The following is a 26,890-nucleotide window of genomic DNA, read 5'->3' as shown; positions in this document are numbered from 1 at the left end:
AATTCCTGGCAGGCGGTGGCGGCGCTAAGGCAAGCAGGAGTTGCCGAAACCGGATTGCGGACACGCAAAGAAGCGAAGGACGGCAATAGCTTCCGGCTGCCCCGTCCACCATGTTCCGCGGCACGGCGATTGCCCATATCCAAGAGGCGGATGAACTCCGCGCCTCCATGCTGAACGTCTGCATCGGTCGTTGACCCGCGGACAAGTGAATCCACCGCCATGCGTCCCGGGAAAGGAACGAGGCCTGCGATGAAGCCGTATCCGGGCAGTTCGGCCAACGACCCGTGCTCCGCGGGCCGTCACACTCGTGTCGAGGGCGCAACGCGGGAAGGCTGACTGACAAGGCGATAAGTATAAGTGTTTTCAAGCAGCGGAGTGTTCTTCGAGTATGGAAAACCTGAATCCAAGTAGCCGGCGACAATCAATTGGGTACCCATTACGCGTGAGCACTTGGCATCGGATTGCCTAACGTGTGAAGTAATCCAGACGTACTCGTTTGGGTGATGGGGATGAATCCGGCATACATGGTTAACGGCTTCCAGGGTCGAGACGATCTGGTGGCAATTGGATCCACGAAACCGGGTTGCTTGAAAACATTTGGCTGGAGCCGGCGATTGGTTTATCCCGTGGGGGGATGCTTTCGGCAAGCGCAGGTTCCTGCCAGCCTAGAGTGAGGGGACTCTATCGCACGATCAACAACCGCAGGAACCCTGGGGAACCTGCTGAGCGGTTCGTTGTCAGGACGCTGCGTTCGAGGAGCAGCGCGAAGAGGCAAGTGGTGATCGGCGCGGCGTTTGGCCGCATCCAATGATAATAATTGCCTTCACAACCAAACCGGAGAACGATTCAATATATTCAAAATAATTTGTATATTCTTGGGGGAATCTAAAATGACTTTGATGAACAAACATGAGGATTTGCAGGAGTTCTTGGGGAACCCTGAATCCACCTCGTCGATGATCTACCTTCCGGAGAGCCGCCCCAAGGTGAGCCTCATCATCCCGACGCTCAACGAGGCGAAGAACCTCGTTCACGTGCTGCCGACCATCCCGGACATCGTGGATGAGCTGATTATCGTTGACGGGGAATCGACCGACGGCACCCTGGACGTCGTGCGTGAATTCCGGCCGGATGCGGTGATCGTTCTCGAGCAGCGCCATGGAAAGGGCCACGCCCTGCGGGCCGGCTTTGAGGCCGCCCGCGGCGACATCATCGTGATGATGGATGCCGACGGTTCGATGGACGTGGGAGACATCGTCGTCTTCATCGCATCGCTTCAAGCGGGGGCCGACGTGGTCAAGGGATCCCGTTTTGTGCAGGGAGGCGGCAGCAGCGACCTGACCTTGCTGCGCACCGCCGGCAACCTCGCCCTCACCCAGGCCGTTCGAATGGTCTTTGGCGGGCGCTACTCGGACTTGTGCTACGGCTACATGGCCTTCTGGCGCCACGTGCTTCCGGCCTTCGAAGGCGAAGTCGGAGGCTTCGAGGTGGAGACCTTCCTGAACATCCGGGCCCTGGCGGCCGGCCTGCGCGTCGTGGAAGTCGCCTCGTTCGAGAGTTCGCGAATCCACGGAGAAAGCAACCTGCACACCTTCCGGGACGGGGCACGCGTACTGCGAACCATCTACCGGGAACGCCGCGGGCTGACACGTGCCCGCTCCGGCCTGGGCGTGCCGCGTCCTGCCGTACACGCAATGGTGGGAGCCGCTTACCTGGCGCGTCAGGCGGAGGATGTATGAGCTCCGTTACGACTTCGGTCGTGATCTGCACATACACTGAGCGGCGCTGGGAAGACCTCGTGGCATCCGTGGCCTCCGTGCGGGGCCAAGGCCTGCCATGCGACCAGCTGGTTGTCGTTGTCGACCACAATCCCGAATTGCTGGCACGGGCGCGGTTGGACCTGGACGGCGTCGAGGTGGTTCCAAGCACGGGCCCGCGTGGGTTGTCCGGGGCGCGAAACACCGGGATCGGCGTGGCCCGTGGCGAGGTGGTGGTGTTTCTCGACGACGATGCAACCGCCGATCCGCAATGGCTGGAACGGCTTGTCGCACCGTTTGCCGATCCACGCGTGCTTGGAGTCGGCGGTTCCGCGGTCCCCGTCTGGGAGAGCGCCGAACCGGCATGGTGGCCGGCGGAGTTCGGCTGGGTGGTCGGCTGCAGCTACACGGGCCTGCCGGGGGAGCGCGCCTCGGTGCGCAACCTCATGGGGTGCAACATGTCGATGCGCAGCACCGTCCTGGGGGCCGTCGGCGGCTTCGACTCCGGGCTGGGCCGCACCGCGGCCGGCGCGGCGGGCTGCGAGGAGACCGAATGGTGCATCCGCGCTTCCCGGGCTTTCCCCGACGGCGTGTTCCTCTATGAACCGGATGCCGTCGTCCACCACCGGGTCCCGGAGGCGAGGGCCTCGTGGTCGTACTTCCGCACCCGCTGCCACGCCGAGGGTGTCTCCAAGGCACGGGTCGCTCGCACGGCGGGCCCTTCGCGGGCACTCTCCGCGGAACGCTCCTACGTGGGCAAGACCCTGCCCTCCGGGGTCCTGCGCAACCTCGCCGCGGGGCTCCGCATGGACCGGTTCGGTCCGGCCAGGGCCGGGGCGATCGTGGCGGGGCTGTCGTTCACCACGGCCGGTTTCCTGAGGGCACGGCTCGCCGGCCCGGGCGAGCCGGTGGCGGAACTGCCGGCGGTGCCGCCGGTCCTGCCCCTGGTCATCGACCTGCAGGATCCGGGCGCGGCGCTGGACACCCTGGAGCCCGGCGCCACGCACCGAAGTGCGTTGTGCCTGGTCACCAACGGAGGCGACCCCGTCGCCAAGCTGCGCATCGAGCTCTCCGGCGAGGAACCGCTCACCGCCGAGCTGTTCCGCCGGCGGATGGCGGAAGCGGCGCCCCGGGCCGATGCCTCCCAACAGAGGCCCGAACGGGCGACCGCCGCGGCACCGGGCGACGGGATCCCGGCGACGGTGGTCATTGCCACCAGGAACCGCCCCGCGCAACTCGTAGAATGCCTGGACTCGGTCCTTTCCGGCACCGCGTCCGCGCAGCGCATCATCGTCGTTGACAACGCCCCGTCGGACAACCAAACCGGCGAGCTGATGGCCCTGCGCACCGCGCAGGACCCGCGCCTGGTCTACGTGCGCGAGGACCGGCCGGGGCTGGCCCACGCCCACAACGCCGCCCTTCCGCACATCGACACGGAAATCGTGGCCTTCACCGACGACGACGTGCTGGCCGATCGGCACTGGCTCGAGCGGATCGTGCGCGTCTTTGCCGAGGATGCGCAGGCCGTGTGCGTCACCGGCATGATCGCGCCCCGCGAGCTCGAGACGCTTCCGCAGCAGTGGGTCGAGGGCAACGAGACCTACGACAAGGGCCTCGGCCGCCGGGTGTTCGACGCCTCTCGGGGCAACGGCGAAAATCCCCTGTTGCCCTACGCCTCCGGGGCCTGCGGCTCCGGGGCGAACATGGCCTTCCGGACCTCCTACCTGCAGGGTGCCGGGGGTTTCGAGACGGCACTGGGCACCGGGACGGTGGCGATGGGCGGGGACGACCTGGCCGCGTTCTACGACGTGTTGGATTCGGGGCACCGGATCGTCTACGAGCCGGCGGCCATCGTGCTGCATCCCCACCACCGCGAGTATGCCGCCCTGCGCCGCCAGGTCTACGGGTACGGGGCCGGGCTCGGCGCACACCTGACGCGATGCCTGCTGCGCGATCCGCGCATGGTCCTGGTCCTGGCCCTGAACGTGGCCTCCCTTCAGGCCAGGGCCGCCCGGATACTGCGCCCGCCGGCCGTCGAGGGGCTGCCTCCGTGGCCGAAGGACCTGTTGCGGGAGCACCGGCGGGGATTGATCTCCGGCCCCGGGCGGTATGTACTGAGCCGACACAGGCTCAACCGGGCAGCCAGGCAGGGGGGAACGCGATGAGCCAGGACATTCCGATCCTGCTGTACCACTCCGTCAGCGACCAGCCCCCGGCCGACTTCAAGCCGTGGGCGGTGGGCAGCGGAATGTTCGAGGAACACCTCGACACGCTCGTCGAGCTCGGCTACACGGGCCTGACCGTCGGCCAACTCATGGAACTGACCCTGGCGGGGCGCCCGGTGCCGGAACGGACCGTGGTGGTGACCTTCGACGACGGATTCTCCGATTTCGCGTCGAACGCCTGGCCGCTGATGAAGGCCAGGGACTTGCCCGCCACCCTCTACGTCACCGCGGGGCTGGTGGGCGGCAGCAGCGAATGGCTCGAACCCATGGGCGCCGGCGGTTTGCCCATCCTTGGGGCGCTCGATATCGGGGCGCTTTCCGACGACGGCGTGGAAATCGGGGCCCACAGCATGACCCACCCGCAGCTGGATGCCGTGGGGCGCGGGCGGGCCTGGCGCGAAATCCTTGACAGCAAGAATGCGCTGGAGGCGATCGTGGGCAGGCCGGTCGAGACCTTCGCCTACCCCCACGGCTACCACGACCGTGCGACCAAGAAGATGGTCGCCGATGCCGGCTACACCTCGGCCGCCGCGGTGCGCAACGCCCTGAGCCATGCCGGGGACGACAGGTTCGCCCTGGCCCGGTACACCGTGATGGCGGACTGCACCGCGGAACACCTCGCGGGCGTCCTGGACGGGCGCCACGCCAAGCGCGCCCCCCGCCGGGAGCGCCTGCGGACCGCCGTGTGGCGGGAAGTCCGTCGCTTCCGTGCGAGGAATGGATCATGACAGTTCAAACAGCCCCGACCACGCACCAGGTGGATTCACCCGTTCCCCGGGACAAATGGCGCAGCGTACTGGCCGGCGACCCGCTGGCCCTGCCCGAGCATTCCCCGGAATGGATCGACGCGCTGACCGACGGCGGCCGCTACCGCGATGCCAGCCGCCTGTACACCTTTGCCGACGGCCGGGAAGTGATCCTGCCGCTGGTGAGGCGCCGCGGCCCCGTCGGCATTGGCGGATGGCTGCTGTCCTACCCCTCGGGCTGGGGCATGGGCGGACTGGTGGGGGCCGGAATCGACGCGGATGTTGCGCGCGCCGTGCTGCACGACCTGCGCCAACTCCGCCGGCAGCGTGTGGCCATCCGGCCGGACCCCCGGCGCTGGCAGGCTTGGGCGGAAGCCCTCGACGGGAAGGTGCTCACGATTCCGCGACGCGTGCACGTCATCGACCTGGGCGAAGGCGCTGAAAAAGTGTGGCATGGCCTGTCCAATTCGACGCGCCGACACGTCCGGAATGCCGAACGGCTAGGAGTGCGCATCGAAACGGGCCACTCCGGTGCCCTGCTGCAGGACTACTACTCGTTGTTCCTTTCCTCGGTGGACCGCTGGGCCGAGCACCAGCACGAGCCGCGGGCGCTGGCCCACGCGCGGGCCAGTCTGCGAGACCCGTTGGCCAAGTTGGAACTCATCGGCCGGCACCTAGGTGAGGGGTTCTTGGTGACGCTCGCCTACATCGACGGCAAGCCCGCCGCCGGGTCGATCACGCTGTACGGCCGGACGGCGCATTACACGCGTTCGGCCATGGACCGGGAACTGGTCGGCAGGACGGGCGCCGGAGAGCTTGTCCAATGGACGACCATCAAGTTGGCCTGCGAGCGCGGGTGCGCCGTCTACAATATGGGCGAGTCGGGACAGTCGGCCGCGCTGGCACAGTTCAAGGAGAAGTTCGGGGCCCGCCCCTTCGACTACGCCGAGCTGCGGCTGGACCGGCTGCCGTGGACCCGCACCGACGCCGTGCTGCGCCGCGCGGCCAAGCGGGTCCTGGGCTTCCGCGATGTTTGAGCGACCGCAAACCAGCATGCGGCGACCGGTTGACCGGTTCCGCCCGAGCAACGAGTGTTGAGAGATGGTGCGTCCCATGATCAAACACCTGGTTGCCTCTCCCGTTCCGCGGGAGAAGTGGCACAGCGTCCTGGCCAACGATCCGGGGGCCCTGCCGGAGCACGCCCCGGAATGGATTGATGCCATGGAGGCGGACGGCCGCTACCGCGATGCCAGCCGCCTGTACTCCTTTGCCGACGGCCGGGAGGTGCTGCTGCCCCTGGTTGCGCGCCGCGGCCTGGCCGGCGTCGGCGGATGGCTCCAGTCCTACCCGTCGGGATGGGGCATGGGAGGGCTCGTCGGCGATGACGTCGACGCCGACATGGCCCGCGCGGTGCTGCACGACCTGCGCAGGCTGGGTCGCCAGCGCGTGTCCATCCGGCCCGATCCGCAACGCTGGCACCCCTGGGCCGAAGCCCTCGACGCGGGCGTCCTCACGATCCCGCGCCGCGCGCACGTCATCGACCTGGCCGGAGGGACCGAAGGAGCCTGGAACGGACTGTCCAAGTCTGCCCGCCGCGGCATCCGGGCCGCGGAACGGGAAGGTGTGCGCATAGAAACGGGCCACTCCGGCGCCCTGCTGGGGGAGTACTACTCGCTGTTCCTCACGTCGGTCGACCGCTGGGCCGCGCACCAACACGAACCGCGCATGCTCGCCCACGCGCGGGCCAGGCGGCGGGACCCGCTGGGCAAGCTGCAGTCGATGGGCCGCCACCTGGGGGAGAACTTCACCGTCACGCTCGCCTATGTCGATGGCCGGCCGGCAGCCGGGTCCATCACGCTTTTCGCCGCGACGGCCCACGACACCAGGGCGGCCATGGACAAGGACCTGGTCGGGTCCACCGGGGCCGGGGAGCTGGTCCAGTGGACGACCCTGCAAATGGCCTGCGAGAGGCGCTGCGCCGAGTACCACCTGGGCGAGTCCGGCCAGTCGGCCGCGCTGGCCCGGTTCAAGGAGAAGTTCGGGGCCGTGCCCCACGACTATGCCGAGCTGCGGCTGGACAGGTTGCCCTGGACCCGCACCGATGCCACGCTGCGCCGGGCGGCCAAGCGGGTCCTGGGATTCCGCGATGTCTAGCCGGCCCTGGACCGCGGCGCTGGGTGCCTGCCTGGCCCTTGCCATGGTTCCGCTCCTCGGATCCAGCGTGCGCCCGCAGGTGATCGACCAGGACAGCGGGTCGTTGGCCGCCGAGGTGGAGCCGGGCGGCTTCGCGATGCCACCCGTGGTGGCGCCCCGGGGCAAGGATCCCGCCGCCGTGAAACCCCAAGGCAAGGTCCTCCTGGATGAGGACTTCGACGGAAACAAGCTCGACACCTCCGTCTGGAACACCTGCCACTGGTGGCAGGAGGGCGGCTGCACCATCGGCTCCAACGAAGAGCTCGAGTGGTACCTGCCGCAACAGGTGAAGGTCTCGGGCGGGGCCCTGCAGCTGACCGCCGAACACCGCGCCATCTCCGCCTCCGACGGCAAGGACTACGGGTTCGCCTCGGGCATGGTCACCACCGGGCCGCCGGCCCACGAGAAGGCGCCCAAGCTGGCGTTCACCTACGGCAAGGTCGAGGCCCGCTTCCGGATCCCCACGGGACAGGGGCTGTGGCCGGCCATCTGGCTGCTTCCGGCAAATGAGAACTCCACGCCCGAGATCGACATCCTGGAGGTGCTGGGCCACGATGCGGGGCGGCTGCGGATGCGCCTGCACCCCAAGGACAGGAACGCAAGCTCGATCGGGAAGAAGTACGTCCTCCCGGACGGGTACACCCTCGCGGGGGGATGGCACACGATCGCCGTGGACTGGTCGCCCGGCAAGCTCGTGTACTACCTGGACGGGCGGCAGGTGTGGCAACTGGTGGACAAGCAGGTGCCCGACGAGCCGATGTACCTGGTCATGAACCTTGCGGTGGGTGGATCCTTCCCCGGGGCACCCGACGCCGACACCAAGTTCCCTGCAGTCTTCGGCATCGACCACGTCCGGATCCGGAGCAATGACTAACGTGAAAAAAGGACTTGTGGCCTCGGTCAAGGCGCGGATGGGCGATCCGCTGCGGCGCAGCGCCGACGCGCTGATCATCGGCACCGGGCTGACCTCGCTGTTGGGCCTCGCCTTCTGGGCACTTGCCGCGCGCTGGCTCCCGACCGAGGCAGTGGGCGTGGGCGCGGCGCTCATGTCGACGGTGACCCTGCTGGCCAACTTCGCGACCCTGGGGATGCGCAACGGGCTGCTCCGCTTCCTGCCGGCGGCCGGCTCCGGCACCCCGCGGCTCATCCTGACCTGCTACGCGTTCTGCGCCGGGGCGGCCATGCTCGCCGCGGGGATCTTCCTGGCCGGGCAGCCCGTGTGGGCGGAAAAACTCGGGTTCCTGCGCGAAAGCCCCCTGGCCGTGCTCGCGTTCGTGCTGGGCACGGCCGTCTGGGTCGTCTTCGTCCTCCAGGACCAGGTGCTCATCGGACTGCGGCGCACCGGCTGGGTGCCGATCCAGAACGGGGTCTCCTCGGTGCTGAAGATCGCCGCGCTGCCGCTGCTCGCCTCGACGGTGGCCTGGGCGGTCTTTGCCGCCACGGTGCTCCCGGCAGTGCTTGCGGTCCTGTTCGTCACCGCCCTGGTGTTGCGCTTCGCGCGGCAGGCGGCCGCCCTGGATCCCCGCCCGCCCGCGGAGGCCCGCGTCCCGCTGGCCCGGCTGGTCAGGTTCGCCGCCCCCGACCACCTGGCGTCGCTGCTCTGGTTTGCGACCACCGACGTGCTGACCCTGATCGTCCTCCACGTGGCGGGCGCGGAAGCCAGCGCCTACTGGTTCATGGCCAACACCGTGGGGTATGCGTTGTACCTGGTCACCAGCAACGTCGGCAGCGCGCTGATCGCCGAGTCGGTGCACGACCCGGACAACGCCACGGCCCATGCCCGCAGGGCCCTGCTGCACAGCGCCCAGCTGGTCGTGCCGGCCGCGCTCGCCGGGATCCTGCTGGCACCCCTGGTGCTGCACCTGATGGGCCCGCACTACGCCGAAAACGCCACGGGCGCCCTGCGGCTCATCCTGGCCTCGGCGATCCCGCAGCTGATCGTGGGCATCGGCATCAGCACCGCCCGGGTGCGAGGGGACATGCGCACCGTGCTCGGGGTGTACGCATTCACCGCCGCCGCCACCTGGGGAGGATCCTGGCTGGCCCTGGGCTGGTGGGGGCTCACCGGCATCGGCGTGGTGATCCTGGCCAACCAGTCACTGGTCGCGCTGTTCCTGCTGTGCTCGGGGCGCTCGGGGCTGTGGGCGGACCGCCGGGGCTGGCAGTCGTTCGCGGCCGCGGCGGGGCAGCTGCCCCGCGCCTGGCGGCAGTGGCGCAACGCCCGGCGCAGCGGGCGCCTGGTGGCACCCGCCCTGGCTGCCTGCGGGCTGCCGGCCGACGCGCCGACCCGGCTGCTGACCTCGGACTCCGACACCCTGGTGCTGGCCGTCGGCGGCGCGGAGGGGGAGACGGTGGTCAAGATCGCCATCTCGCCGGCCGCCTCGCGGGGCATCGACCTCCATGCCGCGGCCGTGGAAGGCCTCGGCGCGGAAGTTGGCGGCGACCTGGCGGCGCTGCTGCCGCGGGTGGTGCAACGCGCCACGCTCGACGGCCAGCGGGTCCTTGCCGAGACCCGGCTGCCGGGCCGGCCTGCCACCGACCCCGCCACCGACCCGGCCGGCGCAGAGGCGGTTGCCCGCGCCGTGCTCGCCGCGATGGGCCGGATCCACTCGGCGACGGCCGCCTTGCGGGTCATCGACGAGGGGCTGCTGGCCGAATGGGTCGACGGCCCGATCGACGCGATCCGGCAGGTGTACGGCCTTCCGGGCGCCTCGGCCAGGCTGGACAGGCTCTCCGCCGAATTGCGCGGGGCCTGGCGTGGGCGGCAGGTGCTCACGGGCTGCGTCCACGGGGACCTGTGGCCGGGCAACGTGCTGCTGGGCGGGGCACCGGGAACCCCGTGCGTGAGCGGCATCGTCGACTGGGAAAACGCACGCACCGTCGGGCTGCCGGACACCGACCTGGTCCACTGGTGGCTCACGACGCGACCCGGCGAGCTGGGCAGCGCGGTGCTCGAGGCGCTGGAAAGGCCCGATGACCTCAGGTCGGGGCTGGCCCGGCTGGGCGTGGAACTTCCCAACGGGGATCTGGAAATCGAGCACCTGGTGTTGCAGACTTGGCTGTGGCACGTCGAGGCGGGCCTGGCCCGTGCCTCGACCAACAGGGTCGGGCTCGTCTGGCTGGCCCGCAACGTCGGACCGGTCATCAGGTTGTTCGACGTCGACAACAGGAAAACAACGGCTGGGGGCCTGCGGTGAGTGTACAGAGTCACCCGGCGCTGCCGGTTTCACGGACCCCGCAGGAACCACCTGCGACTCCGGGCCCGCGGCCCGCCCACTCGCTGGCGCGGCCCGCCGGTGGGCGCCTCGCGGGGCTCCGCCGTGAGCTGGTGTTCGTGGCCGTGCCGCTCGTGGCCGCCGCACTCTGGATCCTGGGTTTCCGGGGGGCCGACCCGCGCACCATGGGTGCGCTGGGCTTGCTGACCCTGTTCACCCCGCTCACGGTGGCGGCGCTGGTGTTGCTGCTGGGAGGGTTCCTGGCCAGCTTGTACCGGAAGCGCCCGGAATGGGTGCTTGGCATCTACCTGGTGACCTACGTCGGCCTGATGCACGGCACGCCGCCGGTGCTCTACGGCACCCTCCGGTACGCGTGGGCCTACAAGCATGTCGGCATCGTCGACTACGTCATGCGCAACGGGTCGGTGGACCCGGGCATCGAGGCCGGGCAAATCTACCACAATTGGCCCGGCTTCTTCACGGGCGGCGCCCTGCTGACGGAGCTGTCCGGCCAGCCGGACACCCTCGGCATCGCCTCCTGGGCGCCGGTGGCCTTCAACCTGCTGAACCTCGTGGTGCTTCGCTTCGTCTTCCGCGGCCTGACCCGAGACCGCACGGTCATCTGGCTGGGGCTGATGTTCTTCCTGCTCATCAACTGGGTGGGACAGGACTACTATTCCCCGCAGGCCGTGGCCTACGTGCTGTACCTGGGACTGATCGGGGTCATGCTCCGCCGGATGCCGCGGCGGGCCATGATCTGGCCGTTCGTCGCCATCGTCGCGGCGATCGCCGTCAGCCACCAGATCACCCCCATGATGATGCTGCTGGCGGTCTTCGCGCTGATCGCCCTGCGCCGCACCAAGGGCTGGTACCTTCCGCTGGTGGCGGGCGCGATCACCGCGGGCTGGGCGCTGACCGGGGCGCTGGACTACACCCTGCCGAACCTCATGGACCTGGTGTCGGAATTCGGCAACGTCGTGGGCAACGCCGACCAGACCCTGGAAAAGTCCAGCGGGCAGACCAGCCAGGCGGACCTGCAGGTGGTCTGGGGCGGCAGGTTCACGGTGGCCGTCTCGGTGCTGGCCTCGCTGATCGGGGTGTGGCGCCACCGGACGACCGGCGGCCTGCTGCTCACCGCCACGACGCTCATGGTCCTGCCGGGCGTCCTGGTGCTGACCACCGGGTTCGGCGGCGAGGTGCTCTTCAGGGCCTTCCTCTTCGCGGCCCCGTTCATCGCCATCCTCGCCGCCCAGGCCTGCATCCCGCGCGACGGCCGCGGTTTCCCGTTGCGCAGCCTGGTGACGGCCGCCGCCATCATGGCCATGGTTGCCCCGGGGTTCCTGCTCGGGTACTACGGGAAGGAACGCGAGAACTACTTCACCCCCCAGGAGGTGGAGGCATCGCGTTGGGTGTACACGCACGCCGCGCCGGAGTCGCTGCTGGTCGAGGGCAGCACGAACTACCCTGGCCGCTTCATCGACTACGACAAGTTCACCTATGTGCCGTTGGACCGCGAACCGGAAGACTCGACGGCCGAAATGCTGGATGACCCGGCGGCAAAGTTGGCGCGCTGGTTCGCCGACCCGAAGTACGCCGACGCCTACGTGCTGATCACCCGGGGACAGAAGCTCGCGGTCGACAACGGCGAGGCCATGCCGCCGGGCAGCCTGGACCGGATCGAGGAGTCGTTGCGACGTTCCAAGGACTTCAAGATCGTCTTCCAGACGCGGGACGCGATCGTTTTCGCGTCATCGGAGCAGGGGGCGGGGAAATGAGCCGCCGGCGGTTGCTGCTGACCGAGGCCGCCGTGGTTGCCGCGGCGTTGCTCTTGCTGCTCATCGTCGAGGTTGCCTGGGTGCGCACGGTCTGCGCCGCGGCATTCTGCCTGCTTGTGCCCGGGTACGGGTGGGCCCGCAGGATGGACCTGAAGGACCGGGGCGACACGCTGGCGCTGACCGCCGTGTTCAGCATCTGCGCGACGATTGCCGTGGGAACCGCCATGGCGGTGACCGGGTGGTGGTCGCCCGTGGCAGGATTCGCCCTCTTGGTGCTCATCGCGCTGTGCGGTTTCCTGCCGTTGCGCCGCCCCGCCGCGGACCACACCGTTGCCGACCCGAAAACCGGAACCTTCTCGCTCGAGATCGAAAAGGTTTCCCGGCTGCGCGTGGACTATCCCGTCCGCGATCCGGACAGGGAATCGCCGGATGCGGACCGCGCTGCGGGCCCCGGGGTGCGGGGATGAGAACCCCGGTGGTCCACTGACGTGGACGGCCCCGAAACCAACGTGGAAACAGGGCCGGGAAACGGGTTCCGGACGCACGGTCCGGCCCTCCGGCACCCCTGGGTGGCAAGCGGCACGGCGCTCGCGGCGCTTGCCCTCGCGGTGCTTCCACGCCTTGACCTGCTCGGGCGCGGATTGATCCCGGTCCTTCAGGCATTGGTTCCGGCGCTTTGCCTGGCCGCGGCGGTCGTCTCGATGCCGCTGGCGCTTGGCCGGCGGCGTGTTCCCGCACTGCTGCTGCTCTCGGGAGCCGTGCTGGGATTGCTGCCGACGCTGGTGCCCGTCGCCGGCCTCCCCGCGGCCTCCGCGGCGGCACCGATCACGGTGTTCAGCGTGAACGTCGAGCATTCGCAGGCGGACGTGGCCGCCCTGGCCGACACCATCAAGGCACGTCACGCCGACGTCGTGGTGCTCGTCGAGGTCGATGAACAACTGATCGGCGACCTGCTTGCCCGTGGCGTCAAGGGGACCCTGCCCTACCGGTCGCAGACCGTGACTCCCGGGGACACCGCGGGAACGGCGATTCTTTCCAGGTTCCCGCTGAAGCATGAATCCCGGATTCCGGTGGCGGAAGGGATCGAGGCCTTCGACCACCCGTCGGTCGTGATCGAGCATCCGCGCTTCGGGACGATCCGCGTGGCGGCCGTGCACCCCCACGCGCCGGTCGTCGACGGCGCGGACAAGTGGAGAAGCATCCTTGGGTCGATCGACGCCTGGCAGTCCACGCGCACGGACATCCCCATGCTGCTGGCCGGGGACTTCAACGCCGGCCATGCGCACCCCGCATTCAGGGAGATCGCCGCGGACTTCACCGACACTTCCGCCGCCGCAGGCATTTTTCCGATTCCCACGTGGCCGGCAACCGGCCGCTTCCCGGCGTTCACGGCCATCGACCACATCCTCGTCCGCGGTTTGGCCGCCACGGGTTGGCAACGCGTGCCCGTCCCCGGCACCGACCACTACGGAATCATCGCAACAGTCACCGGCATCGAGCCGGGCCGGCCATAGGGCGTGGTCCCGGCACCGACGCGGCAAGCGCCGTCCCGGACCCCGTGCGGGGGAGCGGGACGGCGCTTGCCATCGATGTTGCCGCGTTGATTCCGCCAGTTGGCGTCTAGTCCTCGAGCAGCGAGTCCTGGACGGCCACGCGCTTGGCGGCCCCGACCTGGACCACGCCGGAATCCGCGAACGGCAGGCTGTTCACCTCGGGTGCCACCAGCGGTGCGCGGGTCGCCGGGGCCTGCGGAAGGCCGCCGTCCACTGGCTCCGCCGGGGTCGCGCCGATGGACCCGCCGAGCACGTCGATGCCCTGGGCCAGCGGCACGCCGGAACCGTCGCGCTTCGCGTATTCGGTCGGCAGCGCACGCACCACGCCGGCGGCCGAGGCGGCACGGGCCGGGCCCGCGCCGGCGTAGGCCAGTTCCAGCTGGTCCTCGCCCTTCAGGAAGCGGTGCGCCCGCACGCCTGCGGTGGCACGTCCCTTGGACGGGTACTCGGCGAAGTCGGTGACCTTCACCGTGTGGGAGGCCGTGCCCGGCAGTGCGTCGGAACCGGTGGCGATCGACACGAACACCGGCTGCTGCGCGGTCTCCGGGACCACGCCGAAGAAGATCACGGTGTCCTCGGCGCCGAGCTTGATGCCGGCCATGCCGCCGGCGGTGCGGCCCTGCGGGCGCACGGTGTTGGCGGCAAAGCGCAACAACTGGGCCCCGCGGGTGACGAAGACCAGGTCGGCCTCGTCGGCGGAGACCGAGGCGCCGACGACCGTGTCCTTGTCCTTGAGCGTGATCGCCTCCCACTCGTCGCGGTTCAACGGGTATTCCGGGGTCAGCCGCTTGACCACGCCTTTGGCGGTGCCCAGCGCGATGACCCGGTTCAGCGGCACCAGCGCCACCATCTTTTCGCCCTTGGCCAGCTGGGCGAACTCGGCGATCTTGACGCCGCCGGTCAGCTGCGGGAAGCCGTTGGCCGGGGGCAGCAGCGGCAGGTCGACGACCTGCAGGCGCAGCATGCGGCCGGTGGAGGTGATGCCGCCGATCTCCCCCCGCGCCGTGGTGGCCACCAGGGAACCGAGCACGTCGTGCTTGGTGCGGGCACCCGAGTCGTCGATCGGGTCCCGGTCCGCGGTGCGGGCCACCTGGCCGGTGGCCGAAAGCACCACCCAGCACGGGTCGTCCGCGATCTCCAGGCTCAGCGGAGCCGCCTTGCCGGTGCCGACCACGGCCGGCATGGTGGTGCCCTTCAGCGGCGTGCCGGACTCGGACTCCAGCAGCACGGTGCGGCGCGGGGTCGCGAACTTCTCGCCCATTTCCGCCAGCTCGGAGGAGACGAGCTCGCGCAGCACGGGCTCGGAATCCAGGATGGCGCGCAGCTCGTCGATCGCGGCGCGCAGCTCCTCGGCTTCCTTCTCCAGCTCGATCCGGGAGAAGCGGGTGAGCTGGCGCAGGCGCAGCTCCAGGATGTGGTTGGCCTGCAGCTCGGTCAGGTCGTAGATCTTCATCAGGCGTTCGCGCGCCTGCGCGGTCTCGTCGGAGGAGCGGATGATCGCGATGACCTCGTCGATGTCGACGATCGCGATGAGCAGGCCCTCGACCAGGTGCAGCCGGTCCAGCTTCTTCTGCAGGCGGTACCCGGTGCGGCGGCGCACCACGTTGATGCGGTGCTCGACGTAGACCGTGAGCAGCTCCAGCAGGCCCAGCGTGCGCGGCTGGCCCTCGACCAGTGCCACGTTGTTGATGCCGAAGGAATCCTCCATCGGGGTGAACTTGAACAGCTGGGCCAGCACCGCGTTGGGGTTGAAGCCGTTCTTCAGCTCGATGACCAGGCGCAACCCGTGGTTGCGGTCGGTCAGGTCCATGACGTCGGCGATGCCCGTCAGCTTCTTGGCGTTGACCGCGTCCTTGATCTTCTCGATGACCTTTTCCGGGCCCACCATGTAGGGCAGCTCGGTGATGACCAGGCCGGCGCGGCGGGCGGTGATCTGTTCCAGCTCCACCTTGGCGCGGGTCTTGAAGGTGCCGCGCCCGGTGCGGTAGGCGTCGCGGATGCCGTCCAGGCCCACGATCCGCCCGCCGGTGGGCAGGTCGGGACCGGGCACGAACTTCATGATGGCGGCCAGGTCGGCCTCCGGGTTGGCGATCAGGTGCCGCGCCGCGGCGATGACCTCGCCGAGGTTGTGCGGGGCCATGTTCGTGGCCATGCCCACGGCGATGCCGGTGGTGCCGTTGACCAGCAGGTTCGGGAACGCGGCGGGGAGCACCTCGGGCTGCATGAACTGGTTGTCGTAGTTGGGAACGAAGTCCACCACGTCCTCGTCCAGGTTCGCCGTCATCGCCACGGCGGAGGAATCCAGGCGGGCCTCGGTGTAACGCGGGGCGGCCGGGCCGTCGTCCAGCGAACCGAAGTTGCCGTGGCCGTCGATCAGCGGCAGGCGCAGCGCAAAGTCCTGGCTCATGCGCACCATCGCGTCGTAGATGGCGGTGTCGCCGTGCGGGTGCAGCTTGCCCATGACCTCGCCGACCACGCGGGCGCTCTTGACGTGGCCCTTGTCCGGGCGAAGACCCATCTCGCTCATCATGTACAGGATGCGCCGCTGCACCGGCTTGAGGCCGTCGCGGGCATCGGGCAAGGCGCGGGAGTAGATCACCGAGTAGGCGTACTCCAGGAAGGAGCCCTCCATTTCGTTGGTCACATCGATGTCGATGATGTGCTCCACGAAGTCCGCGGGCAGTGGTTCAGGCTTTTTGCGCGCCATATTAAGTGTGAATCCTCGGTTCGGTACTGATTCCGGCCCTTGTCGGGACCGATTAGTGTGGTGCTTCGGTTTCGGCGCGTCGATCGTGCAGCAACCGCCGCCGCGCCCGATAGGCTAAGCCTATGGTGGATGGTCGTAAACCCGGTGAATACCCGTCCCATTGGGAAGCGGATGTTGTCTTGCGCAATGGCTCAACGGCACACCTACGCCCGATTCAACCCAACGATTCCGACGGTTTGCAAAAAATGCACCAGGGCCAGTCGGAATCCTCGGTCTACATGCGCTATTTTACGTACAAATCGGCGCTAACGGCTAAAGAGCTCAAGCGTTTCACCGAAGTCGACCACGTGGACCGGGTCGCATTCGTGGTGACCCGGGGCGAAGACATCATCGGGGTGGGCCGCTACGACAGGCTCGACGACCCCGCCGAGGCCGAGGTCGCCTTCAACATCTCCGACGCGTACCAGGGCATGGGCGTCGGGTCGATCCTGCTCGAGCACCTCGCCGCCGCGGCCCGCGAAAACGACATCGAACGCTTCTCCGCCGAGGTGCTGCCGGAGAACCGCAAGATGCTCACGGTGTTCGCCGAGGCCGGCTACGCGGTCAAGCGCCACTTCGACGAGGGGGTCGTCATGCTGGAATTCAGCATCGACCCCACGGAGAAATCCCGCGCCGTGATGGAGGCGCGCGAACACCGCGCCGAGGCCAAGTCCCTGGGCGGGCTGCTGGCCCCGCGCTCGGTGGCCGTGATCGGCGCCAGCCGCGAGTGGGGCTCCATCGGCTACACGCTGCTGAACAACCTCATCGAGGGAGAATTCAACGGCCCCGTCTACGGGGTCAATCCCGAGGCCTTCGAACTCGGCGGCATGGTCAGCTACGGCACCGTGCGCGAAATCCCCGGCCCGGTGGACCTTGCGGTCATCGCGGTGCCCGAGGACGAGGTCCGCGGCGTCATCGAGGAATGCGCGGTCGCCGGTGTCAAGGGCCTGCTGGTGGTCACCGGGGGCTTCGAGCAGGACGGCGAGGCGGGCCTGTCGCGCCAGCGCGAACTGGTGCACCTGGCCCGGGCCAACGGCATGCGGGTGATCGGCCCCGCCTCCCTGGGGCTTGTCAACACCGATCCCGACGTCCGGCTCAACGCCTCCGTGGCCCCCGGCATGCCCAAGCGAGGCACCCTGGGGCTGTTCAGCCAGTCGGCCGCGATCGGCGTGCTGCTGTACGCGGCTGCCTCGCGCCGCTCGATGGGCATCTCGTCCTTCGTCTCGGCGGGCCACCGCGCGGACGTCTCGGGCAACGACGCCATGCAGTTCTGGGAAGACGACCCCGGGACCAACGCCGTGGGCCTCTACCTGGAATCCTTCGGCAACCCGCGCAAGTTCTCCCGCATCGCCCGCCGGCTCTCCAACTCCAAGCCGGTGATCGTGGCGAAGTCAGACGTGATGGGCCTGCGCCTGCCGCCCGGCCACGCAGTGCGCACCACGCAGGCGCCGACCGCGGCGGTCGACGCGATGCTCCGCCAGTCCGGCGTCATCCGGGTCCGCACCAACGAGGAACTCATGGAGATCGCCCAGATCGTCACGTCCCAGCCCATGCCGGGCGGCAACGGCATCGCCGTGGTCTCCAACTCCGTGGCGCTGGCCTCCGTCGTGGCGGACGCGGCCGGGCAAAACGGCCTGCAGGTCATCGTCCAGGAGGCGGAGACCAACCTTGAGGACGGCCAGTCGCGTGCGCTGCCGCGTCTGGCGGCCCTGATCGGTTCGGTGCTGGAAAACCCCGAGGTCCACTGCGGCATCGTCACCCTGCTGCCCTCGGTGGGCGTGATGACCGATGCCCTGGCCGAATGCATCAGGCGGGCCGCGGCCGCAGCGGGCAAGCCCGTGGTGGCCGTCTTCACCGGCATCATCGACGCCACGATCCCCGCCGAGGGGCTGCTGGCCACCGGGACCGGAGAGGACGGAACCGCCCACGGGCTGCCGTGCTATTCGAGCCCGGGAGCGGCGGTGAACGCGCTGGCCGCGATCGTGCGCTACGCGGCCTGGGTCTCCCGTGACCAGGGCGAAGTCGTTCCCCCCGAGGGCATCAACGTCGGCGCCGCCGCCGACTTCATCGAGCATGCGCTGGCCTCCGTCTCCGGGCTTGACCTTTTGCACCTGCCGCGCGCCGCGGCCGCCGAGTTCCTGGGCCACTACGGCATCTCGGTGCTCGAGTCCGCGAGGTTCGGCACCGAGGACGAGGCCGTCGCCGCGGCCAAACGGCTCGGCTGGCCGGTGGCGCTCAAGGCCCGCGACGAACACCTCCGCCACCGCCTGGATTTGGGCGGGGTGCGGCTGAACATCATGGACGAGGCCTCGCTGCGCGGAAACATCGGCCACATGCGCGAGGTGCTTGCCCCCTACGCGGCCCACGAGCTCGAGGTCCAGTCGATGGCCCCGGCCGGCCAGGGCTGCGTCATCCGCGCGGTGGAGGACCCGCTGCTGGGTCCCGTGGTCTCCTTCGGGCTCTCCGGCGACGCGGTGAACCTGCTCGACGACTGGGCCCATGGCATCCCGCCGCTGACCAACGTCGACCTCGCCGACCTGGTGCGCGCCCCGCGGGCCTCGGCCCGGCTGCGCGGCTACCAGGGCCTGCCCGCGGTGGACGTGGCCGCTCTGGAGGACCTGCTCAACAGGGTCGCCACGCTGAAGGACAACCACCCGGAGGTTTCCCTGCTGGAAATCAACCCGGTGATGGTCACGGAGCGGGGGACCATCGTGCTGGCCGTCGACGTGTGGATCGGCAACCCCGGGCAACGCACCGATTCGGCACGCCGGGCCATGAGCCACTAGCGCATCCACGCCCGGCAGGCCCGGCGGCCCTGCGGCGCGGGCCTTAGGTAGACTTAGGGCATGACCCCCCTTTCTTCGGCCAAAGGCCGTGACCTGCAAGCTGACCTCAACCGTGCCGGGTTCTACCCGAAAATGGTTTCGGACATCATTGAAGAGGTGCTCGACGGCCGGGAACCGGGTGACCACCTGGTGCACCTGGAAACCCACTTCGACCACAACGAGGTCCACCGGCACATCACGGTGCTGGTCCTGGCCCAGGACGTGCTGTTGGTCGCACACGTCGACGACCAGGAACTGGATGACAACGGCAAGGAGGTCATGGCCCAGATCTCCACCGAATTGGTCCAGCTGGCCAAGGTCACCACGGTGGCCACCAGCTACGTCTACCACCAGCCGCAGAACTACCGCACCGGGGACACCGTCAAGGAGCTGACCCTGGGCATCGCCTGGGCCGGCGCCCAGCGCATCGACCTGGCACCGGCCGGATGCCCGGACCCGGCGTGCGACGCCGACCACGGCTACACCGGCACCAGCCAGCAGGAGGACCTGGTGCTGCGCGTCAGCGCCGAGGCCGACGGCGTCGCCGCGGTCAACGCCGCTCGCACCTTCGCCAAGGCCATCCGCCGCGCCTCCGCCCCGCGCGGCAACGCCGTCGAGGCAAAGCTCCCGGCCGCCCCGGCCGCCACCGAGGTGCGCGGACGCGTAGGCTCCCGCTTCGGCCGCAACACCCACCAGGGCTAAGGCGCAGGCACGCACACGTGGTTACAAGCACCAGGCTGACCCCTGCCACTGAACTCCCGCCGCCGCCGCCCTACGGCAGCAAGACCATTGCGGAGCTGCTGCCCAGCGCGGCCGCCGCACTGGGGGTCGAGGGCTTCGAGAACACCCTGGGGCTCCCGGCAGCCTCCCGCGTATGCGTGGTGATGATCGACGGCCTGGGCAAGGCGCTGCTCAAGGCCCGCGGCGGGCATGCCCCGTTCCTGCGCAAGCTGACGGAAAACTCGCAGACCCTGCAGACCCCGTTCCCGTCCACCACGGCAACCTCGCTGACCTCGCTGGGCACCGGGCTGGCCCCGGGGCTCCACGGCATCGTCGGCTACGACGCCGTGGATCCGGAGCGCCGGCGCGTGGTCAACCAGCTCAGCGGCTGGCCCGCGGACCTGGACCCGGCGGCCTGGCAGCCGCACGAGACGGTCTTTGAACGCGTCGCTGCCCAGGGCGTGCACACGGCCACGGTCAGCATGTCGCAGTTCAAGGAGTCGGCACTGACCCGGGCCGCACTGCGCGGAACCGAATTCACCGAGGCGAACGGCCCGCACGCGCGGGTGCGCGCGGCCACCGAGATCCTGGCCGCCAACCCCCGCGCGCTGCTCTACTGCTACTGGAACGAGCTGGACAAGGCAGGGCACCGCTACGGCAAGGAATCCCTGGAGTGGGGCCACGCGCTGGAGGAAGTCGATTCGCTGATGCGCACCCTGGCCGCCCGCGTCCCGGCGGGAACGCTGTTGCTGCTCACCGGCGACCACGGCATGGTCGACGTGCCGGAAAAGTGGCGGATCGACTATTCCGAGTACCCGGAACTTGTTGCGGGTGTCGAGCTGACGGCGGGGGAGCCGCGCGCCGTGCAGCTGCACTTCGCCGCCAACACCGGCGACGCGCAGCGCGCGGCCGTGTCGGATGCCTGGCGTGAAAACTTCGGGTCCAAGGCCTGGGTGCTCACCCGCGACCAGGCGATCGAGCACGGGCTCTTCGGCCAGGTCGACGACTCGGTGCGCCATCGCATCGGGGACCTGCTGGTCCTCGCGGCGGAGGACGTGGCCTTCCTCGACGGGCGCCGGGTCAACCCCGCGGCCTTCACCATGATCGGGCAGCACGGTTCGATGACCCGTGCCGAACGCGAGGTCCCGCTGCTGACCCTGGCCAGCCCCAAGGCCAAGAAGTAGCTGCACGGACCAAGCCCGGAAGCAAAAGCGGAAGCTCCCCACGCGGTTTCGCGTGGGGAGCTTCCGCTTTTGTGCGGGTGCTGCTTAGTCGTTGTTGTTGCGCCGGCCGAAGACGATCTCGTCCCAGCTGGGAACCGAGGAACGCTTGGCCTTCTTCTTGCCGGATGCATCCTCGTCGCCCGAGCCCTCGGCGTCGGATTCCTCGACCGGGTCGGCCGCCGGACGCAGCGCCGGAACCACCGAGATCTGCGTGGTGCGGGTGCTCACCCCGTCGTAAAGCCTGGGCAGTCCGCCGGTCTCCGGGTGCGCCGGACCCGCGAGGCGCGGATCGTCGTCCGGGTGCGGTGTTCCGGGGCGCTGCGTGGACGGGATGCGGGTGAGCATCGCCGCAAGGTTGTCGTCGCCGGCTTCGTCGAGGCCCAGGCGCTGTCCGCGGCGGGCGCTCAGGACGTCCAGGAGTTCCTCGGAATCGGCGACCGCGGCTTCGAAGTCCACGGCCTCGGTTCCGTCGGCGTTGGCCTCCACGTCGAACGGGTGGTCCACGACGGCGGACAGCCGGCGCGGGCCGACCTGCTGCGTCTCGATCGGCTCAAGCTCGCTGAGCACCTGGGCCCAGCGGTTGGCGTTCTGCAGGGACTTGCGTCCCGGGTTGAAGATCCAGCGCGCCAGCGAATCCTCGCTGATGGATTCGACGTTCAACGCGTCGGACGAGCTGGGAACATCGAACGTGGCGACAATGTCCCACGAGCCGTCGGTGGAGCGCCATGCATCCCATTCCAGGGAGGCACCGTCGATGCCCAGCGAGTGTGCCCGGTAGGCCACCATCTCGCCGAGGTTCGCGGGCTCCTCGCCGAAGATGCTGCGGTAACCCTCGTGGGTTTGCGGTGCGGAGACCTCGACGTTGCGGGCCTGGGTGGCGATGTACTCGCGTTCGGCGAGCACCGGGCCCTCGTAGCGCATGATGTGCTCGATCGACATGCCTGAGGCCGTAGCGACCTCCTCGGCCGTCGCCCCGGCGCGGATCCTTGTCTGAATTTCGCGGGGCGAGAGCGGCGCGGCGGGGACCTCGGTGCGGTCGGCTCGGGCAGCACGAGTCAACGCACTGCGCAACGCTTCATCGATGGGCAGCGCAAAGCTGTTGCCATCCTCGCTGCTCAGGTGCAGGCTTTCACCGTTCTCGTGGATGCCCACCAGTCGGAGTTGACGCATGACTATCCTCCACAAACCGTCGTGTATTGGGTAAAACTCTGCCACTTGTGGGCGCAATTACCTAAGATCTGCCTTGGTGTGGCGCGGATCGGCTTTATGATTCTTCCCATGGAGCGGCGTGTAACCGCTCACGAACGTCGTCAAAAACGGCCGGAAGTCCTTGTTTTCGGTCACGGAATCCCTGATCACGGACAGAAAAGTGGGATGATGAACAGCCTTGTTCCCTTTCGGGCACAAAAACGGGTGCGCCGGTGTTGAACCATAGGCGCAACCATACGCGTGGATGCCACGGGGCGGGAAACAACCCGGACCGCGGCGCCCAACCAGAACTACAGCTTGAACCAAGCGGAGTGTGAAGCAGCAATTATGGCAACCGACTACGATGCACCTCGGAAGCATGCCGAAGAGGACGAGAAGCCCGAGGCCCTGCCGGAGCTGAAGGCCCAGCGCAGCGCCAACACCTCGAACCTGATCGACGAGGACGAGGTCGACCTGGCCGACAGCTACGAACTGCCCGGCGCCGATCTTTCGGGCGAGGAGCTGCAAGTCATGGTGCTTCCGGCCCAGGCCGACGAGTTCACCTGCGCCTCGTGCTTCCTCGTGCGGCACCGCTCGCAGATCGCCCTGGAAAAGGGCGGCTTGCTCTACTGCACCGACTGCGAAGGCTAAGGCCCGACGGCAAGAAAAATGGCGTGGTTCCCTCCGGGGAACCGCGCCATTTCCTTGTCCAATGTCCAATCGGAACCGGGGTGCAGGCTATTCGTTGTCTGCGGCCTGGGCGGGGGAGTCGTCGGCGGGCTCATCCGCAGACTTGTCCTCGCTGCGCGCGGCCTCGGCCTCGCGGAACTGGAACATGGCGCCGCCCAGGGCCGCGGTGAGTTCCTCCGGGCGACGGGTCGAGGTCAGCCAGTAGGGGGTGGAGTCGCGTTCGTCGGTGATCTCGATGCGGACCACCGGGTCGATCCAGCCGCGGATGCACATGAAGGCGATGCCGTTCAGGCCCGGGCCTCGCTGGTGGTAGGCGGCCGAGCCGCGGTATCCGGTGACCTCGCCGACGAACTCGCGTTCGATGCTCGCCCGGCCCACGCGCACGGTGTCGGCGGTGACCTCGATGGTCGGCGTGCTCGTGAGCAACCCGAAGGTGATGAGCGCAAAGGCGACCAGTCCGGCGGTCAGGCCCCAGGTGATGCCGATGGGCATGAATGCCACGGCGGCGGTGGCGCCCAAGCCCAGCGAGATCAGCCAAATCCACCAGGCCGGCCAGAGTTTTTCCTGGAAGATTGCGGGGGCATGGGGCGGTGTTGAAGAATTCTCGGCCATACCTACAAGCATAGGCCGTGGCAACGGGGGCGATTGCCACGGTCGGCCCGCCAAGGCACTAGAGTTGGAGTGCACGAGTGGAGCCGCTTTGCGGCCCGAGAACTAGCACCCCCTGGAGTGAAAAACATGTCCGAATCGAGAGTCGATATTGCCCTGCGAATGCTGGATCCGGAACTTCCGGTGCCAAGCTACGCTCACGAGGGCGATGCCGGTGCGGATCTGTGCGCACGCGAAGACGTGACGCTGGCCCCGGGGGAGCGCGTCCTGGTTCCCACCGGCGTCTCGATCGCACTGCCGCTGGGCTATGTCGGACTGATCCACCCGCGCTCCGGACTTGCCACAAAACACGGCCTGACCGTGGTCAATGCGCCAGGAACCGTCGATGCGGGTTATCGTGGTGAGTTGAAGGTCACATTGTTGAACACCGATGTGCGGACACCCATTGCGCTCAAGCGCGGGGACCGGATCGCCCAGCTGGTTATCCAGAAGGTTGAGCGGGCCACCTTCATCCAGGTCGAAGAACTCGATGAAACGGTGCGCGGCGCAGGCGGCTTCGGTTCCACCGGTGGCTTCGAGACCGCTTCCACCCAAAGCTAAAGCCCGCACCGCAATCTGACGGTCGACAAAGCAGAGAGCCACTTCCATGATTTTCAAGCGCAAGAACAAGGCGGCAGTCGCCGAGGCGCAGCCAGAGCAGACCATCGCCGAGTTGAACGCCGCAGCGTCGAAAGACCTTGAAGTCGATTCCGCCGACGAGGTTCAGGCCCATTCGCCGGCCGAGGCCGAGGCCGCGCACTCCGCCAAGGCGCAGGGAATTGCGCCTGCACAGGCCAAGCAAAACCCGGACGAGGGTCCCTTCGACGGTGACTCCATCGAGGACCACAGCGAATACCTGGACATGGGCGCCCTGCTGATCAAGCCGGTTCCCGGCCTCCAGCTGCGCCTCGAGGTTGAGGAATCGACCCAGCGCGTGATCGCCGTGGCCCTGGAAATGGGTTCCTCGCGGATGCAGCTGCAGGTTTTCGCGGCCCCGAAGACCGACGAACTGTGGCCGGGCATTTCCACCCAGATCGCCACCGGCATCGCCGACCAGGGCGGGGAAACCGAAATGGTTTCCGGCCGCTTCGGCAGCGAACTGCTGGCCCGCGTGCCGCAGACGGCGCCCGATGGCCGCCAGGGCTACGTGGTGTTGCGCTTTCTCGGCATCGACGGCCCGCGCTGGTTCCTGCGCGCCGTCATCGGAGGTGCCGCGCTTACCGATCAGGAGGAGGCGAAGGCCATGGAGGACGCTTTGGCCCAGGTCGTGGTGGTCCGCGGCGACGTCCCGATGCCCCCGACCGAATTGCTGCCGTTGACCGTGCCGCAGGGTGCCCTGACGCACCCCGATGCCGCAGCGGAAACCCCGGGCACCGAGCGCCCCGAGCGCGGCCCGGAAACCACGCAGATCGGCTAGGAGACTCCCGTGCCGAAGGAACGCGCGGCCAGGCTCCGGAAGAATGCAGGTTCCCCGCCCGCCGCGGCGGCGGAGGACCTGCCCGGTGTCCTCGAGCGTACCCAAACGGTGGAATCCCTGGCGCAATTGCCCGAGCGCGGGCACGTCGTCCACCGGGGCTTCGTGGAATCCATCACGATCCTGCCGGCCCAGCAGGCGCCGATGTTTGCCGTCTCGGTGGTCGACCGCCCGGCACCGCCCGGCGGACGCCGCGCCGCGGTGCCGCACCTGCGGCTGATTTTTGTTGGCCAGCGCAGGGTGCCGGGGATCTGGGCCGGAACCCGGTTGCGCTACGAGGGAATGGTCGCACCGATCGACGGCGTGCCGACCATCTACAACCCGCGCTACGAGATCCTGCCGGTCCGCGGCCCCGTGCCCAAGCCCCGGCCCGGAGCCTGACCAGCCCGGGCGACCGACCCAGCCCCAGCCCCCGTTCGGCCGCCGGCCGCACCGCACCCGAGGAACATTCCACCCATGAGCGATCCCACCCCGAACACCCCCGAACCCGAGGAACACGCCCCCTCGGCCGAGGACATTGCCGCGCGCATCGGTGCAAACGCGGGCATCGAGCGCCGCGAAGACGGCCAGATCGACGTGCTCAAGACCATTGGCGGGGTGCGCGGGCTGGTCGAGTCGCTGCTCCCGGGCCTGGTGTTCCTCTCGATCTTCATCCTGAGCCAGCAGCTGAACATCGCTTTGATCGCCTCCGTGGCGGTCGCGATTGGTTTCACCGTGGCCCGCCTGGTGCGCCGCGGCACCCTGGTCCAGGCGCTGACGGGCCTGGGTGGCGTGGTCATTTGCGCCGTGGTTTCCCGGGCGACCGGCGAGGCCAAGGACTATTACGTCCCGGGTTTCTACACGAACATCGCCTATGGCGCCGCACTGGTCGTCTCCATCCTGGTGCGCTGGCCGTTGATGGGCGTGATCTTCGGGTTCATCCGCTCCGAAAACACCGCCTGGCGTGCCGACAAGGTGCGGGCCCGGCAGTATGCCTGGGCAACCTGGATCGTGGTCGGCGTGTTCGCCGCACGCCTGGCGGTGCAGGTCCCGCTGTACTTCGCCGACAACATCGCCGCGCTCGGGGCCGCGCGCCTGGCCATGGGCGTGCCGCTGTACGCCGCGGGGCTCTGGGTAGCCTGGATGATTTCCCGGCCCCTGAAGAATGCCACCGATTCCGCGGAGACCCCGCAGGACACCTAAGGCGTCGGTGGCCTTACCGGGAAACCCGGACCAGGTCGTCGTGGCCAAGCCTGATTCCTGAAGAGGGGATACTGTGGCAAAATCGCAACCGGCGTCTCCCACAATGGATCCCGGTCCCCACAACGGAAACAGTTGCGTCGCGAGCCCTTGGGCCGAAGGCGCCGGTGCCAGCCCGGCGGGATCGTCCTATTGCCGAGGGTTTCAATGAATTTCGCACCTTCCAAGGCCTCCGTAAGCAGTATGGGCCAAGGCGACGACGGAATACCAAGTCTCCGGGTTTCTATGTGGTGCCACAGTGGCAGGGCCACCTGTTTTTGGACATTTTCAAGCGGACAAGAGCACAAGAATGGCATCAAATTCGAAGTTGTGTTGGAGAATTGCTCGTAGCCACGCGGGTTCCCCACGGGGAACCACTTGCCTCTGAACCAAATCCTCGACTACTCGTTTTTCGGGGGGGGGGGGGGGGGGGGGATAAGTCTTTGACGAAGTGTGGAAAGCGGCTGAATTCTTGCTCCTCTTGATAGGAAGTGCACGGGTCTCGCGCCCGGTTTTCGAGAGGAAACCGACCTGACGTTTCCTTGTGTCGAGAGACATCTATCCGGCATCGTAGGGATTTTCGGCAAGATCGGACGCCTCGAAAAAACTTTTTGGATTCTTCCAATCCGTCGTGCGCACCGCACCGAATGCTTCATGACAGCCCGCACCACATGGTCGGGAAGGCGCGGCGGCC

The 26,890-nt window shown here is 68.3% G+C and carries 21 protein-coding genes; 18 read left to right on the top strand and 3 right to left on the bottom strand.

Annotation, left to right across the window (positions count from 1 at the left end):
* The first annotated feature begins 899 nt into the window (after positions 1–899).
* The 10 genes from ACIQLF_RS15865 (at position 900) to ACIQLF_RS15820 (ending at position 13,425) form a co-directional block, all read left to right on the top strand.
* Entirely contained in the window at positions 900–1,739 is an 840-nt protein-coding gene (locus ACIQLF_RS15865) for a glycosyltransferase family 2 protein (RefSeq protein ID WP_400300382.1), read from the top strand.
* A gap of 20 nt (positions 1,740–1,759) precedes the next feature.
* Positions 1,760–3,922 (top strand): glycosyltransferase, encoded by a 2,163-nt coding sequence (locus ACIQLF_RS15860; RefSeq protein WP_400300379.1) that lies wholly within the window; start codon positions 1,760–1,762, stop codon positions 3,920–3,922.
* A complete protein-coding gene (locus tag ACIQLF_RS15855) occupies positions 3,919–4,710 on the top strand; it encodes a polysaccharide deacetylase family protein (protein WP_400300377.1) in 792 nt (263 codons plus the stop codon). The genes ACIQLF_RS15860 and ACIQLF_RS15855 overlap by 4 nt, the downstream gene beginning before the upstream one ends.
* Positions 4,707–5,765, top strand: coding sequence for a GNAT family N-acetyltransferase (locus tag ACIQLF_RS15850; protein WP_400300374.1), 1,059 nt, complete (start codon positions 4,707–4,709; stop codon positions 5,763–5,765). Before ACIQLF_RS15855 ends, ACIQLF_RS15850 begins: the two co-directional genes overlap by 4 nt.
* A 76-nt stretch (positions 5,766–5,841) precedes the next feature.
* Complete coding sequence (locus ACIQLF_RS15845; protein WP_400300372.1) at positions 5,842–6,882, top strand: GNAT family N-acetyltransferase; 1,041 nt, start codon at positions 5,842–5,844, stop codon at positions 6,880–6,882.
* Positions 6,875–7,795, top strand: coding sequence for a family 16 glycosylhydrolase (locus ACIQLF_RS15840; RefSeq protein WP_400300370.1), 921 nt, complete (start codon positions 6,875–6,877; stop codon positions 7,793–7,795). The genes ACIQLF_RS15845 and ACIQLF_RS15840 overlap by 8 nt, the downstream gene beginning before the upstream one ends.
* 1 nt (position 7,796) lies before the next feature.
* A complete protein-coding gene (locus ACIQLF_RS15835; protein WP_400300367.1) occupies positions 7,797–10,118 on the top strand; it encodes a phosphotransferase in 2,322 nt (773 codons plus the stop codon).
* Positions 10,115–11,911 (top strand): hypothetical protein, encoded by a 1,797-nt coding sequence (locus ACIQLF_RS15830; RefSeq protein WP_400300365.1) that lies wholly within the window; start codon positions 10,115–10,117, stop codon positions 11,909–11,911. The genes ACIQLF_RS15835 and ACIQLF_RS15830 overlap by 4 nt, the downstream gene beginning before the upstream one ends.
* On the top strand, positions 11,908–12,378 hold the full coding sequence (locus ACIQLF_RS15825) for a hypothetical protein (protein WP_400300362.1): 471 nt from the start codon (positions 11,908–11,910) through the stop codon (positions 12,376–12,378). The genes ACIQLF_RS15830 and ACIQLF_RS15825 overlap by 4 nt, the downstream gene beginning before the upstream one ends.
* A 102-nt stretch (positions 12,379–12,480) precedes the next feature.
* Positions 12,481–13,425, top strand: a complete 945-nt coding sequence (locus ACIQLF_RS15820; protein ID WP_400300359.1) for an endonuclease/exonuclease/phosphatase family protein — start codon at positions 12,481–12,483, stop codon at positions 13,423–13,425.
* A gap of 106 nt (positions 13,426–13,531) precedes the next feature.
* Here ACIQLF_RS15820 and ACIQLF_RS15815 read toward each other — a convergent pair whose 3' ends face one another.
* On the bottom strand, positions 13,532–16,171 hold the full coding sequence (locus ACIQLF_RS15815) for a DNA topoisomerase (ATP-hydrolyzing) subunit A (protein ID WP_400300357.1): 2,640 nt from the start codon (positions 16,169–16,171) through the stop codon (positions 13,532–13,534).
* Positions 16,172–16,293: 122 nt separating this feature from the next.
* Between ACIQLF_RS15815 and ACIQLF_RS15810 the strand changes: the two genes are divergently transcribed.
* From ACIQLF_RS15810 to ACIQLF_RS15800, 3 genes are read left to right on the top strand one after another with little or no spacing between them, the layout of a single operon-like run.
* Positions 16,294–18,996, top strand: coding sequence for a GNAT family N-acetyltransferase (locus ACIQLF_RS15810; RefSeq protein ID WP_400300354.1), 2,703 nt, complete (start codon positions 16,294–16,296; stop codon positions 18,994–18,996).
* A gap of 60 nt (positions 18,997–19,056) precedes the next feature.
* The gene (locus ACIQLF_RS15805) at positions 19,057–19,737 is read left to right on the top strand and encodes a DUF5998 family protein (protein WP_400300352.1); all 681 of its coding nucleotides are present in this window, start codon (positions 19,057–19,059) and stop codon (positions 19,735–19,737) included.
* A gap of 17 nt (positions 19,738–19,754) precedes the next feature.
* Positions 19,755–20,939, top strand: coding sequence for an alkaline phosphatase family protein (locus tag ACIQLF_RS15800; RefSeq protein WP_400300349.1), 1,185 nt, complete (start codon positions 19,755–19,757; stop codon positions 20,937–20,939).
* Between the two features lie 84 nt (positions 20,940–21,023).
* On the opposite strand, the gene sepH is transcribed toward ACIQLF_RS15800, so the two are convergent.
* Positions 21,024–22,148, bottom strand: coding sequence for a septation protein SepH (sepH, locus tag ACIQLF_RS15795; RefSeq protein ID WP_400300346.1), 1,125 nt, complete (start codon positions 22,146–22,148; stop codon positions 21,024–21,026).
* A 366-nt stretch (positions 22,149–22,514) separates the two neighbouring features.
* Here sepH and ACIQLF_RS15790 point away from each other — a divergent pair, with 366 nt between their 5' ends.
* A complete protein-coding gene (locus ACIQLF_RS15790) occupies positions 22,515–22,817 on the top strand; it encodes a DUF4193 domain-containing protein (protein WP_387525635.1) in 303 nt (100 codons plus the stop codon).
* Between the two features lie 87 nt (positions 22,818–22,904).
* Here ACIQLF_RS15790 and ACIQLF_RS15785 read toward each other — a convergent pair whose 3' ends face one another.
* Positions 22,905–23,468: a DUF3093 domain-containing protein gene (locus ACIQLF_RS15785; protein ID WP_400300343.1), complete on the bottom strand. Its 564-nt coding sequence runs from the start codon at positions 23,466–23,468 to the stop codon at positions 22,905–22,907.
* A gap of 126 nt (positions 23,469–23,594) precedes the next feature.
* Here ACIQLF_RS15785 and dut point away from each other — a divergent pair, with 126 nt between their 5' ends.
* The 4 genes from dut (at position 23,595) to ACIQLF_RS15765 (ending at position 26,160) form a co-directional block, all read left to right on the top strand.
* Positions 23,595–24,065 (top strand): dUTP diphosphatase, encoded by a 471-nt coding sequence (gene dut, locus ACIQLF_RS15780; protein WP_400300340.1) that lies wholly within the window; start codon positions 23,595–23,597, stop codon positions 24,063–24,065.
* Between the two features lie 46 nt (positions 24,066–24,111).
* Positions 24,112–24,921, top strand: a complete 810-nt coding sequence (locus tag ACIQLF_RS15775; protein ID WP_400300337.1) for a DUF3710 domain-containing protein — start codon at positions 24,112–24,114, stop codon at positions 24,919–24,921.
* A 9-nt stretch (positions 24,922–24,930) separates the two neighbouring features.
* Entirely contained in the window at positions 24,931–25,359 is a 429-nt protein-coding gene (locus ACIQLF_RS15770; RefSeq protein ID WP_400300335.1) for a hypothetical protein, read from the top strand.
* Between the two features lie 75 nt (positions 25,360–25,434).
* Complete coding sequence (locus ACIQLF_RS15765) at positions 25,435–26,160, top strand: DUF3159 domain-containing protein (RefSeq protein ID WP_400300332.1); 726 nt, start codon at positions 25,435–25,437, stop codon at positions 26,158–26,160.
* The last annotated feature ends 730 nt before the right edge of the window (positions 26,161–26,890 follow it).

It is taken from the genome of Paeniglutamicibacter sp. NPDC091659, assembly GCF_044756805.1.
Lineage (GTDB): Bacteria > Actinomycetota > Actinomycetes > Actinomycetales > Micrococcaceae > Paeniglutamicibacter.
The sequence above is the reverse complement of the archived record's forward strand: the minus strand, read 5'-3'. Positions and strand labels throughout refer to the sequence as shown.

Bases quoted from the DNA above. Each gene is read 5' to 3' on its own strand.
- ACIQLF_RS15850 (WP_400300374.1), top strand. From the start codon at position 4,707: ATGACAGTTCAAACAGCCCCGACCACGCACCAGGTGGATTCACCCGTT.
- ACIQLF_RS15765 (WP_400300332.1), top strand. From the start codon at position 25,435: ATGAGCGATCCCACCCCGAACACCCCCGAACCCGAGGAACACGCCCCC.
- ACIQLF_RS15775 (WP_400300337.1), top strand. From the start codon at position 24,112: ATGATTTTCAAGCGCAAGAACAAGGCGGCAGTCGCCGAGGCGCAGCCA.
- dut (WP_400300340.1), top strand. From the start codon at position 23,595: ATGTCCGAATCGAGAGTCGATATTGCCCTGCGAATGCTGGATCCGGAA.
- ACIQLF_RS15805 (WP_400300352.1), top strand. From the start codon at position 19,057: ATGACCCCCCTTTCTTCGGCCAAAGGCCGTGACCTGCAAGCTGACCTC.
- sepH (WP_400300346.1), bottom strand. From the start codon at position 22,148: ATGCGTCAACTCCGACTGGTGGGCATCCACGAGAACGGTGAAAGCCTG.
- ACIQLF_RS15840 (WP_400300370.1), top strand. From the start codon at position 6,875: ATGTCTAGCCGGCCCTGGACCGCGGCGCTGGGTGCCTGCCTGGCCCTT.
- ACIQLF_RS15810 (WP_400300354.1), top strand. From the start codon at position 16,294: ATGGTGGATGGTCGTAAACCCGGTGAATACCCGTCCCATTGGGAAGCG.
- ACIQLF_RS15815 (WP_400300357.1), bottom strand. From the start codon at position 16,171: ATGGCGCGCAAAAAGCCTGAACCACTGCCCGCGGACTTCGTGGAGCAC.
- ACIQLF_RS15785 (WP_400300343.1), bottom strand. From the start codon at position 23,468: ATGGCCGAGAATTCTTCAACACCGCCCCATGCCCCCGCAATCTTCCAG.
- ACIQLF_RS15855 (WP_400300377.1), top strand. From the start codon at position 3,919: ATGAGCCAGGACATTCCGATCCTGCTGTACCACTCCGTCAGCGACCAG.
- ACIQLF_RS15865 (WP_400300382.1), top strand. From the start codon at position 900: ATGAACAAACATGAGGATTTGCAGGAGTTCTTGGGGAACCCTGAATCC.
- ACIQLF_RS15825 (WP_400300362.1), top strand. From the start codon at position 11,908: ATGAGCCGCCGGCGGTTGCTGCTGACCGAGGCCGCCGTGGTTGCCGCG.
- ACIQLF_RS15845 (WP_400300372.1), top strand. From the start codon at position 5,842: ATGATCAAACACCTGGTTGCCTCTCCCGTTCCGCGGGAGAAGTGGCAC.
- ACIQLF_RS15790 (WP_387525635.1), top strand. From the start codon at position 22,515: ATGGCAACCGACTACGATGCACCTCGGAAGCATGCCGAAGAGGACGAG.